Genomic DNA, 12,797 nt, shown 5'->3' on the forward strand with positions numbered 1-12,797 from the left:
CGCCGTGACCCAAATGACCGAACGCAGCCCGATGTTGCCGCCCGAACGGACCAGGACCCTCGCCCTGGCCTCCGCCTTTCTGCGGGGCGTGGCCGCCGCCGGGCTGGGTCTCGGTTCGCTGGCCGTGCTGGTGATGGTGTTCTGGATCAGCTCCCCGTACCCGGACAGCGGACCCGGCGGTGCGCTGCGCGCGGCGGCCGCGCTCTGGCTGCTCGCGCACGGCGCCGAACTCGTCCGCCCCGGCACCCTCAGCGGTGTCCCCGCCCCGGTGGGCGTGGTCCCGCTGCTCCTCGTGGTGGGCCCCCTCTGGCTGGCGCACCGGGCGGCGCGCGATGCGGCGGAGCCGGAGGAGGGGCGGGCCAGGCCCTCGCAGACCGGGGCGTTCTGTGCGGTGACTGCCGGATATCTGCTGGTCGCGGCGGGGGCGGCGGCCTATGCGCGGGGCGGGGCGCTGCGGGTCGAGCCGGAGTCGCTGGCGTTCCCGGTGGCGCTGGTGGTGGCCGGTGCGGCGGCGGCCGGGGTGTGGACGGCGGCGGGGCGCCCGTTCGGGCCGCTGCCGTCCTGGTCGCCCCTGGTGCTCCAGGAAGCCGTCGCCCGGACCCTCTTCCGCAACCGGGCCGAGGCCGCGTGCCGGGGCGCGGCGGTGGGCCTGGCGGTGCTGATCGGCGGGGGTGCGCTGCTGGTGGCGGTGGCCCTGGGGCGGGACATGGCGGCGGCGCAGGATTCCTTCCTGGCGCTCGCCGGGGACTGGTCGGGGCGGGTGGCGGTGCTGCTGCTCGCCGTGTCGCTGGTGCCCAACGCCGCGCTGTGGGGGGCCGCGTACGGGCTCGGCCCCGGTTTCGCGCTCGGTACGGGCGCCATGGTCACCCCGCTGGGCCTGACCGGGACCCCGGCCCTGCCCCACTTCCCGCTGCTGGCGGCGGTCCCGGACCGGGGCCCGGCCACCCCGCTGAACTGGGCGGCCCTCGCCGTACCGGCCGTGGCCGCCCTGGCCGTCGCCTGGTGCACCGTACGCAGGGCGGCCCCCGCCGACGCCCCCCGCGCCCAGGCCTGGAGCCCGCGCGAGACGGTGCTGGTCACGGGGCTCGCCGCGCTGGGGTGCGGAGCCGGTACGGCGCTGCTCGCGGGGGTGGCGGGCGGTCCGCTGGGGACGCGGGCGCTCAGCGCGTTCGGGCCCGTGTGGTGGCTGGCGGGACCGGCGGCGCTGGTGTGGACGGCGGCCATCGGCGTACCGGCGGCCCTGCTCCTGCGCTGGTGGCGGCTGCGCGAACCGGGCTGGGCCTGGCGCAGGGACGTACCGCAGGAGGACGGGGGCGGGACGAAGGAGCCGGGGGAGAAGGCGGCGGCACCCGCCAAGCCGAAGAGCCTGGCCGCCACCCGCGAGCCCGGCCCCGAGCCGAAGGGCAAGGGGAGGGAGAAGGACGAGGAGGCCGCGGACGACGACGCGGGCTTCGAGCCGTACGACTTCCTGCCGACCGACCCCTGGCACGAGAAGGAGACGAGGGAGGCCCGGTGGGCCTCCCTCAAACAGAGCTCCGGCGGACTGATGGCCGACTTCCCCGCCCGCGTACCGGCCGCCCTGCGCTCCGAGGAGACGCCCGTCCGGTCGGCAGACCGGAAGCCCGCCGACGCCGAGCCCGCCGGCAGGAAGCCCGCCGACGCCGAGGCCTCCGACACGAACCCCGCCGACGCGGACGGCCCGGGCGCGGCTTCCTGACGGGGCGCTAGTCCTTGACGCCGAAGAGCGGTTCCAGCGGCTTCGGCAGCTGGTCGTTGCAGGCCACCGCGCCCGTCTTGGTCAGGGCGTCGTTCACGCAGGTGTAGTAGTCGCGGTAGACGAGCTGCACGGTGTACGTCGTGATCACGATGATCAGCGCCAGCAGCGCGGTCACCAGACCGCTGATGGCCGCCGTGGTCTGCGGGCGGCGGTCGCCGCTCTGGGCCGGGGTGGTCGCGGGCGAGGCGTCCCCGTCACCCGTGGCCGGAGCCCCGGTGCCCGTGGCGGCGCCGACCGCCGGACGGCCGCCGCTCGTCGACGGGCTCTTGGGCTGGGCCCGCAGCGAGCTGATGGACCAGTACACCGAGAGCGCGCCCAGCAGCAGGGCGATCTCCGGGAAGTCGAACAGGGCGAAGAAGATGGCCCAGATGCCGCCGAGCAGGGCGTAACGGGCGCGCCGCTGCACGGGGTCGGTCGGGTCCCAGCGCATTCCGCCCGGGCCGCCGTCGGGCCCGCCCTTGCCGCCCGGGCCGTTCGAACCGGAGCGGCCGCCGAAGCCGCCGCCACCCCGGCCGGGCTGCTTGTTGCTCCACTGGCTGCCCCAGGACGGCCGGCCGCCGGAGCCTTCGTCGCCGTCCTCCGACCCCGAGGGGTGGCGCGGCTGCCACGGCTGGTCGGGCCGGTCGGCCGGCGGCGGGGCGAACGGATTGTCGTCGGCGGGCTTCGCGGGCGCGTCCGGCGAAGCGGCACCGGAGGAACCCGAGGCGGGCGAACCGGAGGTGGACGGTGACCCTCCGGAGGAGTCCGGCGAGGAGGACTGGCGTTCCCGCATCAGCAGAGCGGCCCGTGCGGGCGACGGGAGGCGGAAGGCGGTGCGACGGCGTCGGTCCGGCATGTGGTGAACGTCTTCCCCATCTCGTCATGTCCGCCCGGAAGGCGGTTCGTCCGCCCGGTGGACGGCTCGCTGCCCCCTGACGCTACCTCCCGGCCCGGCCCCCGTCCCGTGGGGGCCGCCGGGTGTGCCGGTATCGTTGCTGACGGTCGGCCCGTTCGTAGGGTTCCCCGTATCGGGCGAAGCGATTCTTTCGTACGACCCTACAAAGAGTTCGCCGCACCTGCGTCACCGCGCGGTCATCATGTGAGAAAGGGCCCCGACGTGGCCTCCCCGCCCCCCTCCGCCCCTCCCGCCCGGCTGGTCGTGCTGGTCTCCGGGTCGGGTACGAACCTCCAGGCCCTCCTCGACGCCATCGGCGACGACCCGGCGGCGTACGGGGCCCAGATCGTCGCGGTCGGTGCGGACCGGGACGGGACCGGTGGCCTGGAGCGGGCCGAGCGGGCCGGAATCCCCACGTTCGTGTGCAAGCTCAAGGACCACGCGACGCGTGCGGAGTGGGACGAGGCGCTCACCGCGGCCGTCGCCGGGCACCGCCCCGACCTGGTCGTCTCCGCCGGTTTCATGAAGATCGTGGGCCCCGCGTTCCTCGCCGCCTTCGGTGGCCGGACCGTCAACACCCACCCCGCCCTGCTGCCCAGCTTCCCCGGCGCCCACGGAGTGCGCGACGCACTCGCGTACGGCGTCAAGGTCACGGGCTGCACCGTCCACTTCGTCGACGACGGTGTCGACACCGGTCCGATCATCGCGCAGGGCGTGGTCGAGGTGACCGAGGAGGACACCCCGGAGGGCGAAGCCGCCCTTCACGAACGCATCAAGGAAGTCGAGCGCTCGCTGCTCGTCGAGGCCGTGGGGCGGATCGCCCGTGACGGCCATCGCATTGAGGGACGAAAGGTTCATCTCGGTCATGTCGGTGAATAAGCCCATCCGCCGCGCCCTGGTCAGTGTCTACGACAAGACGGGGCTCGAAGACCTCGCCCGCGGTCTGCACGAGGCGGGCGTAGAACTCGTCTCCACCGGCTCCACCGCCGGGAAGATCGCCGCCGCCGGGGTCCCCGTCACCAAGGTCGAGGAGCTCACCGGCTTCCCCGAGTGCCTGGACGGCCGGGTCAAGACGCTGCACCCCCGCGTCCACGCCGGCATCCTCGCCGACCTCCGCCTGGACACCCACCGCGAGCAGCTCGCCGAGCTGGGCGTGGACCCCTTCGACCTGGTGGTCGTGAACCTCTACCCGTTCAAGGAGACCGTCGCCTCCGGCGCCTCCGACGACGAGTGCGTGGAGCAGATCGACATCGGCGGCCCCTCGATGGTCCGCGCCGCCGCCAAGAACCACCCGTCGGTGGCCGTCGTCACCAGCCCCGAGCGGTACGCGGACGTCCTCGCGGCCGTGAAGGCGGGCGGCTTCGACCTGACCGCCCGCAAGCGGCTGGCCGCCGAGGCGTTCCAGCACACCGCCGCCTACGACGTGGCCGTGGCCTCCTGGTTCGTGGACGGCTACACGCCCGCCGACGACTCGGGCCTCCCGGAGTTCCTGGGCGACGCCCTCACCCGTAAGAGCGTCCTGCGCTACGGCGAGAACCCGCACCAGCCCGCCGCCCTCTACACCTCGGGCACCGGCGGTCTGGCCGAGGCGGAGCAGCTGCACGGCAAGGAGATGTCGTACAACAACTACACGGACACCGACGCCGCGCGCCGGGCCGCGTACGACCACGCCGAGCCGTGCGTCGCGATCATCAAGCACGCCAACCCGTGCGGCATCGCGATCGGTGACGACGTCGCCGAGGCGCACCGCAAGGCCCACGCCTGCGACCCGCTCTCCGCGTTCGGCGGGGTCATCGCCGTCAACCGCCCGGTGACGGTGGAGCTGGCCGAGCAGGTCGCGGAGATCTTCACCGAGGTCATCGTCGCCCCGGCCTACGAGGACGGTGCCGTCGAGGTGCTGGCCCGCAAGAAGAACATCCGCGTGCTGCGCGCCCCCGAGGCCCCGGCCGCCACCACCGAGGTCAAGCCGATCGACGGCGGCGCGCTGCTCCAGGTCACCGACCGCCTCCAGGCCGAGGGCGACGACCCGGCCAACTGGACGCTCGCCACCGGTGACGCACTCTCCGAGGCCGAGCTGAAGGAGCTGGCCTTCGCCTGGAAGGCGTGCCGCGCGGTCAAGTCCAACGCGATCCTGCTCGCCAAGGACGGCGCCTCGGTCGGCGTCGGCATGGGCCAGGTCAACCGGGTCGACTCCGCGAAGCTCGCCGTGGAGCGGGCGGGCGAGGAGCGGGCGGCCGGCGCGTACGCCGCGTCCGACGCGTTCTTCCCGTTCCCCGACGGCCTGGAGATCCTCACCGCCGCCGGGATCAAGGCGGTCGCCCAGCCCGGCGGCTCGGTCCGCGACGAGCTGGTGGTCGAGGCCGCGAAGAAGGCGGGCGTCACGATGTACTTCACCGGGACGCGCCACTTCTTCCACTGACCGGCGGCCGTAGGGACCGCCGACCGGCACGCGTACGCCGTGAGGCCGCGCCCCGTACGCCGTGAGGCCGCACCCCGCCACGGGGTGCGGCCTCCGCCGTGTCCGGCGTATGGAAACGTTTCACCGCTCTGTTCTAATGAACGGCCGTATCCGATGAGCGGCCGTATCCGAAGAACAGACAGGAATCCCTAGCGGGAGCAGTCACCGTGCTTGAGCTGAACAAGAGTGGAACGGACCGGCCGGAGGCGGGGCGGCTGCCCGCCCAGGGGGCAGGCCCCGACGCCCGCCCGGCGGACGGCTCCCCGACCACGGAGACCGCCACCGCCGAACGCGTCCCCCTGCGCCCGTACCTGATCGTCGGCGCCGTCCTGTGCGGGCTCTACTTCCTCTACTCCTACCTCCAGTACGCCCGGTTCGGCTCGCCCTCCTGGGACCTCGGGATCTTCGAGCAGGAGGTACGGGCGTACGCCGGCCTCCGGGCGCCGATCGTCGACATCAAGGGCCCCGGCTATCTGATCCTCGGCGACCACTTCTCCCCGATCGTCGCGCTGCTGGCCCCGCTGTACTGGCTCTGGCCGTCCGCCGTATCGCTGCTCTTCGCGCAGGCCGCGTTCTTCGCCCTGGGCGCGGTCATCGTCGGCCGCACCACCCAGCAGCTCCTCGGCGGCCGCTCCGGGCTCTGCGTCACCGTCGCCTACGGCCTCTCCTGGGGCATCCAGGAGGCGGTGAAGTCCGACTTCCACGAGATCGCCTTCGCCGTCCCGCTCCTCGCCCTCGTCTGCCGGGCGCTGCTCCTGAAGCGGTACACGGCCGCACTGCTCTGGTCGCTCCCGCTGGTCCTGGTCAAGGAAGACCTGGGCGCGACCGTCGCCGTCGTCGGCTTCCTGCTCTTCGTGTACGGGCGGCGCCTCCAGGGCGCGCTGCTCGCCGCGTACGGGGTGGCCGCCTTCGTGGTCACGCTGATGGTCCTCATCCCGGCGGCCTCCAGCGCGGGGACGTACGACTACTGGCAGAAGATCGACAAGAACGGCGAGCAGGACGTCTCGATGCTGGACTCGCTCCTCGGCGTCCTGAACTCCGCCACCAAGGTCGAGATGCTGGTCTTCCTCATCGGTATCACCGGGTTCATGGCGCTGCGTTCACCGCTGACGCTGCTGATCGTCCCCACGCTCGGCTGGCGGCTGCTCTCCCAGGACAGCAACCACTGGGGCATGGTCTGGCACTACAGCGCGATCCTGATGCCGGTGCTCTTCCTGGCGATGGCCGACGGCGTCCGCCGCAGCCGGGATTCGCACCGCCCCTGGCTCGCCTCGTACGCGAAGGTCGCCGTGCCGGTCGCGACGGCGATCGCGGTCGCGATGACCCAGCACCTGCCGCTGCGCGACCTGCTGCGCCCGGAGTCGTACCGCACCGACGCCCGTACGGAAGCGGCCCGGGAGGCGCTGAAGGCCATCCCGGCCGGGGCGCGGGTCGAGACCGACATCACGCTCATGGCGCACCTCACCTCCGACCGCACCGTCTACTGGATCGGGGGCGCCCCCGGCACCGCGCCCGACATCGTCGCGATCAACCTGGACTTCGGCTGGTCACGGCCGATCGAGGACCCGGTGGCATACGCCCAGCAGCTCCACCCCGAGGCGCGCTACCGGCTCAAGCACCGGGGTGGCAGCTTCGTGGTGATGGAGCGTAAGACGCCGGAGCCGGCGGAGATTCCGGGCGTACGGGGGGACTGAGCGGGCCTACGGGCACCGGGCAAGCCGGTGGGGCACCGGGCGGGCCCCCGGAGGACGGCGCGGGCCCACGCGGGATGGGCGCGGACCCGACCTCGTACGCGCGCAGGCCGCACCCGGTGGACGGGTGCGGCCTGCGGACCGTGAGGCGTGCGCCTAGCGCCGTGCGGCGGGGGTCACTTGGAGCGGATGACCACCGACGAGCAGACCTTGTCCGCGAACGTCTGCTTCTTCTCGTCCCACAGCGGCCACAGCCAGCCGATGTAGCAGGCGATGCTGTCCAGGAAGTGGGCCAGGCGGCGCACGAAGGCCATGCCGAATCCCAGCGGGCGGCCGTCGGCCTCGCGCAGCAGCCGGATCCCCACGGCCTTCTTGCCGATCGTCTGGCCGGTGGTGCCCTCCTGGTACAGCTGCCAGAAGGAGAGGCCGATCATCAGGAGGACGCCGATCAGGGCGATGAAGCCGCCCGCCGCGTCACCGATGGCGCCGCCGATGCCGACGAAGACGAGGTACGGCGCGCCGATGATGAGGCCGTCGATGATCAGCCCGCCCGCCCGCAGACCCCAGTGCGCCAGCTCCGGCATGCCGCCGTAGCCGGGCTGCCCCTGCGGGTGGCCGCCGCCGTAGGGCTGGCCGGGCTGCTGGGGGTAGCCGTAGCCCGGCTGCTGCTGCGGATAGCCGTAGCCCTGCTGCGGAACGCCCTGAGGAGCCTGCTGCGGGTAGCCGTAGCCCGGCTGTCCCTGCGGCGGTCCCTGCGGAGGCTGGCCGGGCTGCTGCCCGTACGGGTTGTTGGGGTCGCCGAAGCTCATAAGGGGTGTTCCTTCAACAGTCGTGTGGGGACGGATGGCCACACGGAGGAAGGATGGCGTCAGCGGCCTGCCCCCCGTACAACCGCGGCCTTCATCGTTATAAGGGCGACCCGCGTTTGTCCAGCCCGGAGCCCCGGACGTTGTGCAAGTGCAATCTCGGCCAGGGGTGGGGCGCGGGCAATTGGTATGCGGGCGGGGTCATCCGCGAGGATGGGGCCATGACTGCCCAGATTCTCGATGGCAAGGCCACCGCTGCCGCGATCAAATCCGATCTGACCGTCCGTGTGGCGGCTCTCAAGGCGCAGGGGATCACTCCCGGCCTCGGAACCCTGCTCGTCGGGGACGACCCGGGCAGCCGCTGGTACGTGAACGGCAAGCACCGCGACTGTGCCGAGGTCGGCATCGGCTCCATCCAGCGCGAACTCCCCGACACCGCCACCCAGGAGGAGATCGAGGACGTCGTACGGGAGCTCAACGCCAACCCGGAGTGCACGGGTTACATCGTCCAGCTGCCGCTGCCCAAGGGCATCGACACCAACCGGGTCCTGGAGCTGATGGACCCGGAGAAGGACGCCGACGGGCTGCACCCGATGAGTCTCGGCCGCCTCGTCCTCAACGAGACGGGCCCGCTGCCCTGCACCCCGCAGGGCGTCGTCCAGCTGCTGCGCGCGCACGGCGTGGAGATCGCCGGGGCGCATGTGGTGGTCGTCGGACGCGGTGTCACCATCGGCCGGTCGATCCCGCTGCTGCTGACCCGTAAGTCGGAGAACGCCACGGTGACCCAGTGCCACACCGGCACCCGGGACCTCTCCTCGCACCTGCGGCAGGCCGACATCATCGTCGCCGCCGCCGGGGTGCAGCACCTGATCAAGCCCGAGGACGTCAAGCCGGGCGCTGCCGTACTCGACGTCGGCGTCAGCCGGGACGAGAACGGCAAGATCGTCGGCGATGTGCACCCGGGGGTCCGCGAGGTGGCGGCCTGGGTCGCCCCGAACCCCGGCGGCGTCGGCCCGATGACCCGCGCCCAGCTCCTGGTCAACGTCGTCGAGGCGGCCGAGCGGACCGCGGCCGAGGCCGCCGACGCGGCTGCCGCGAGCTGACGGCCGGATCCGGAGGGAACCCCATGGGTGCTGGTACGAGTCCGGCCGACCCGGCCCCCACGGGCCGGGCGCCCGACGGGCCGGATCCGGCCACGGAGGGCGGCTCCACGGGGCCGGGGAGCGCGGCGGGCGGCGGCTCCACGCCGCCCGGACGCGCGCCTGAACAGGCCGAACCCGGCGGTGGTGCCACGGAGTTGGCGGGCCCGGATGAGGGTGCGAAGGCCGAGAGCGCGGAGGGCGGCGGCTCCAAGGCCCCTGGGGGCGCGGTCGACAGCGCCACCACGGAGCCCGAGCGTGCCGAAACGGGCGGCGGTGTCGACAGCGCCCCCATCGCGCCCGAGCGTGCCGGAACGGGCAGCGGCTCCGCCGCCGCCGACCCGGGCGGTGCGTCCGCCCCGGCCCCGCGCAGGTCCCGGCGGTTTCCGCTCTTCACGCGGGACACCGCCCGGCCCGAGGGCGGTGGCCGGGCAGCATCGGGTGACGCGCCCGCCCCGGCGCGGCAGTGGCCGCTGCTCACCGTGCTCTGCACGGCGGGCGCCGGCCTGCTGATCGTGGCTCTGGACCCGTTCGCCGAGGCGTTCCGGATCGGCACCATCCTGATCGGCGCGGCTCTGATCGCCGGTGCCGTGCTGCGCTGGGTGGTGCCGTCCGTCGGCATGCTCGCGGTGCGGTCCCGCTTCACCGACCTGGTGACGTACGGGCTGATGGGCACCCTCATCGTGCTGCTCGCGCTGGTCGCGCAGCCGAAGCCGTGGCTGGACGTGCCGATCCTGGAGGACGCGGTCCGCTTCACGATCCGGTAGACGCGCCGACCGCCGGAGGGCGCGGGCCCGGGCGGGCACCCGTCAGGAGGTGCCCGCCCGGGGTGCCCGTCCCCACCCCCGAGGAGGGACGGACAGCACCGGTGCGGGGCTTTTGGGGACGACCGGCCCCGGCTTACGGCGGAGTGAGCGGCCTTGCCCCGTCCCGGGTTCAAGCGTCATGGACACGGAAGGCCGGTACAAGGTTCCCCTGGGGCCTGTGGCACGGAAGTGACCATTCCGGCACGGTGTGATCGTCGCGCAACGATGGCAGACTGTCACGGCGCGACGGACGGTCAGGACGGACAGGTCCGACAGCCGGCAGGAAGGGCAGCCGGCAGGACGGACGGCCGGACCGGCCCGGGGACGCACCTGGCCGGCGGGACCGGCCGCAGCGGGGGCACAGGAAGCACGTCCGGGGACGCACCGGGGGGTGCAGGGGACGACAAGGGGATACGCGATGCCTCGTTGGAAGGCACTGCCGGAAGAAATCGACCCGCAGATCAGGGAGTTCGCCAGCCAGCTGCGCAGGCTCGTGGACAGCAGCGGGCTGAACGTCAACGCGGTGGCCGACCGCACCGGATTCAGCATGACGTCCTGGGAGCAGTACCTCAACGGCCGCCTCCTCCCCCCGCGCCGTGCCGTCGTGGCCCTCGCCGATGTGACGGGCACCCCGCAGCACCACCTCACGATCATGTGGGAGCTGGCCGAACGCGCCTGGAGCCGGGCCGAGATGCGCCACGACCTGACGATCGGGGCCATCCACATGAGCCAGGCCCGCGAGGCGCTGAGCGTCATGGACCCGGCGGGCGGCGACAGGAGCGGCTCCGGCGGGTCCGCCGGGGGCCGGCAGAGCGCGGCCGGTTCCGCGGGCCGCGGCTCCACCGCGACCGGAACGGACGGCCGGGGAGCGGAGGACGGTTACGGAACCGGCCTCCGTGGACCGGACGGCTACGGGCTGGAGGGTTACGGCTCCGACCGGCACGCCCCGGACGCCGACCGCCCGGGAGGTCGAGGCTCCGACCCGCACGGCCCGGACGCCGACCGCCCCTACGCCGACCGCCTGGCCGGCCACGGCAACGCCCCGTACGACAGTCACGCGTACGACAGTCACTCGTACGACAGCGACCCGTACAGCTCCGACCCCTACGGCCCCGGCGCCCACCCTCCCGACGGCCGCGCCGTCTTCGTCCCCACCCAGCGCGGCACCGTCCCCCCGCTCCCGCAGCAGCGGCAGGGCGGGCGGAGGACGGAGTCCCAACGCGGCGGCGGCGCGTCCGGCCGGGTGCCCGGCGGCCCCAACAAGGTGGCCATGCTCGTCGTCGGTGCGGCGGGAGCGGTCATCGTCGTCGTCGGCGCGCTGATGCTCGCGCCCAGCGGAGACGAGCCCGCCAAGGCCTCCCCGCCCCCGACCGCCGCGCCCACGACCACGGCCGACCCCTCCACCGAGGCGCCCGCCCCCGAACTGCCCGCCGGGGTCGAGTGCCGGGGCGCCGACTGCGCCGGCCAGAACCCCGACGAGATGGGGTGCGGCGGCGATCACGCCCGTACGGTCTCCACCGCCCAGGTCGGCGGCTCCCGCGTCGAGGTCCGCTACAGCGAGGTCTGCTCCGCCGCCTGGGCCCGGCTCACCGAGGCGGCGGCCGGTGACACCGTGACGATCACCGGCGGCGCGGTGGCGGACGCGCAGAACGGGCAGGTCACCGTCTCGGAGGCGTACACACCGATGGTCGAGGTGCAGAAGGCGGCCGACGCGAAGGCCTGCGCGACGCTCACCGCGGGCACGAAGGGCTGCACCGCCTGAGGGAGCGCGACCCACGCACGGGCCGCACCGCCGGAGACGAGCCCCGCATGCGGTGAGTGACGGGCTGTGTGCGGTGCCACAGGGGGCCGGGCGGTCCACCGCCGCCGGGTCCGATAGCCTGGCCGCCGGAAATCTCTTCACGTCAAGATTGGTCGGGGCGCGAAGAGGTCTCCCCGCACCAGGGTCCGGCACCAGGGGCCGGGACCCCCACCGCCAGCTGTCTAACGGAGACCGCCATGACCCGCACTCCCGTGAATGTCACCGTGACCGGCGCTGCCGGCCAGATCGGCTACGCGCTGCTCTTCCGCATCGCCTCCGGCCACCTGCTCGGCCCGGACGTGCCGGTCAACCTGCGCCTCCTGGAGATCCCGCAGGGCCTCAAGGCCGCCGAGGGCACCGCGATGGAGCTCGACGACTGCGCCTTCCCGCTGCTGCGCGGCATCGAGATCACCGACGACCCGAACGTCGGCTTCGCCGGTGCGAACGTGGCCCTGCTCGTCGGCGCCCGCCCGCGTACCAAGGGCATGGAGCGCGGCGACCTGCTCGCCGCCAACGGCGGCATCTTCAAGCCGCAGGGCAAGGCCATCAACGACAACGCCGCGGACGACATCAAGGTCCTCGTCGTCGGCAACCCGGCCAACACCAACGCGCTCATCGCGCAGGCCGCCGCCCCGGACGTACCGGCCGAGCGCTTCACCGCGATGACCCGCCTGGACCACAACCGCGCGATCTCGCAGCTGGCAGCCAAGACCGGTGCCGCCGTCTCCGACATCAAGAAGCTGACGATCTGGGGCAACCACTCGGCCACCCAGTACCCGGACATCTTCCACGCGGAGATCGCCGGCAAGAACGCCGCCGAGACCGTCAACGACGAGGCGTGGCTCGCCGACACCTTCATCCCGACCGTCGCCAAGCGCGGCGCCGCGATCATCGAGGCCCGTGGCGCGTCCTCGGCCGCCTCGGCCGCCAACGCCGCCATCGACCACGTGCACACCTGGGTCAACGGCACCGCCGACGGCGACTGGACCTCGATGGGCATCCCGTCGGACGGCTCCTACGGCGTCCCCGAGGGCATCATCTCCTCCTTCCCGGTCACCACGAAGGACGGCAAGTACGAGATCGTCCAGGGCCTGGACATCAACGAGTTCTCCCGTACGCGCATCGACGCGTCGGTCAAGGAGCTCACCGAGGAGCGCGACGCGGTCCGCGAGCTCGGCCTGATCTGATATCCGCACCCGCGGCGGACGGAGCGCCCCCACCGGCCACGCCGGTGGGGGCGCTCCGGCGTTTTCCGCCCAGGTTCCGCTCGGGATCAGCCCGGGTTCCGCTCGGGATCAGCCCGTTTCTGCTCGGTTCTTGGTCGTATCCGCCGGGCCTCCCGCCCAGGTCGGGATGGCCGACAATCGACTCCCGGGGCAGCCCCGGCCTCGCCTATATTTGCCCCTTTCGATCTTCGGTCCCCGCAGGGCCGTGGCCAGCGAGGC

The 12,797-nt window shown here is 73.3% G+C and carries 10 protein-coding genes; 8 read left to right on the forward strand and 2 right to left on the reverse strand.

Annotated elements, in window-relative coordinates; all coding sequences use genetic code 11:
* Positions 1-13 precede the first annotated feature (13 nt).
* Entirely contained in the window at positions 14-1,717 is a 1,704-nt protein-coding gene (locus D6270_RS21240) for a cell division protein PerM (RefSeq protein ID WP_109164028.1), read from the forward strand.
* Between the two features lie 7 nt (positions 1,718-1,724).
* Here the strand turns inward: D6270_RS21240 and D6270_RS21245 are convergent, their stop codons facing one another.
* Positions 1,725-2,612 carry a tol-pal system YbgF family protein gene (locus D6270_RS21245; protein WP_109164027.1) on the reverse strand — a complete coding sequence of 296 codons (888 nt, stop codon included), beginning with the start codon at positions 2,610-2,612 and terminating at the stop codon, positions 1,725-1,727.
* Positions 2,613-2,873: 261 nt separating this feature from the next.
* On the opposite strand from D6270_RS21245, the gene purN reads away from it, so the two are divergent.
* The 3 genes from purN to D6270_RS21260 all read left to right on the forward strand — a co-directional run bounded on the left by purN (position 2,874) and on the right by D6270_RS21260 (position 6,803).
* On the forward strand, positions 2,874-3,530 hold the full coding sequence (purN, locus tag D6270_RS21250) for a phosphoribosylglycinamide formyltransferase (protein ID WP_109164026.1): 657 nt from the start codon (positions 2,874-2,876) through the stop codon (positions 3,528-3,530).
* Positions 3,517-5,070: a bifunctional phosphoribosylaminoimidazolecarboxamide formyltransferase/IMP cyclohydrolase gene (purH, locus tag D6270_RS21255; protein ID WP_109164025.1), complete on the forward strand. Its 1,554-nt coding sequence runs from the start codon at positions 3,517-3,519 to the stop codon at positions 5,068-5,070. Before purN ends, purH begins: the two co-directional genes overlap by 14 nt.
* Positions 5,071-5,276: 206 nt before the next feature.
* On the forward strand, positions 5,277-6,803 hold the full coding sequence (locus tag D6270_RS21260; RefSeq protein WP_109164024.1) for a DUF2079 domain-containing protein: 1,527 nt from the start codon (positions 5,277-5,279) through the stop codon (positions 6,801-6,803).
* Positions 6,804-6,976: 173 nt separating this feature from the next.
* Here D6270_RS21260 and D6270_RS21265 read toward each other — a convergent pair whose 3' ends face one another.
* Positions 6,977-7,609 (reverse strand): RDD family protein, encoded by a 633-nt coding sequence (locus D6270_RS21265; RefSeq protein ID WP_109164023.1) that lies wholly within the window; start codon positions 7,607-7,609, stop codon positions 6,977-6,979.
* 218 nt (positions 7,610-7,827) lie between these two features.
* Here D6270_RS21265 and D6270_RS21270 point away from each other — a divergent pair, with 218 nt between their 5' ends.
* The 4 genes from D6270_RS21270 to D6270_RS21285 all read left to right on the forward strand — a co-directional run bounded on the left by D6270_RS21270 (position 7,828) and on the right by D6270_RS21285 (position 12,539).
* On the forward strand, positions 7,828-8,709 hold the full coding sequence (locus D6270_RS21270; protein ID WP_109164022.1) for a bifunctional methylenetetrahydrofolate dehydrogenase/methenyltetrahydrofolate cyclohydrolase: 882 nt from the start codon (positions 7,828-7,830) through the stop codon (positions 8,707-8,709).
* Between the two features lie 23 nt (positions 8,710-8,732).
* On the forward strand, positions 8,733-9,512 hold the full coding sequence (locus D6270_RS21275) for a DUF3017 domain-containing protein (protein WP_109164021.1): 780 nt from the start codon (positions 8,733-8,735) through the stop codon (positions 9,510-9,512).
* 457 nt (positions 9,513-9,969) lie between these two features.
* Positions 9,970-11,313, forward strand: a complete 1,344-nt coding sequence (locus D6270_RS21280; RefSeq protein WP_109164020.1) for a helix-turn-helix domain-containing protein — start codon at positions 9,970-9,972, stop codon at positions 11,311-11,313.
* A 236-nt stretch (positions 11,314-11,549) separates the two neighbouring features.
* Entirely contained in the window at positions 11,550-12,539 is a 990-nt protein-coding gene (locus D6270_RS21285; RefSeq protein ID WP_109164019.1) for a malate dehydrogenase, read from the forward strand.
* Positions 12,540-12,797: the final 258 nt, after the last annotated feature.

Origin of the sequence: Streptomyces griseus subsp. griseus (assembly GCF_003610995.1) — a bacterium.
Lineage (GTDB): Bacteria > Actinomycetota > Actinomycetes > Streptomycetales > Streptomycetaceae > Streptomyces.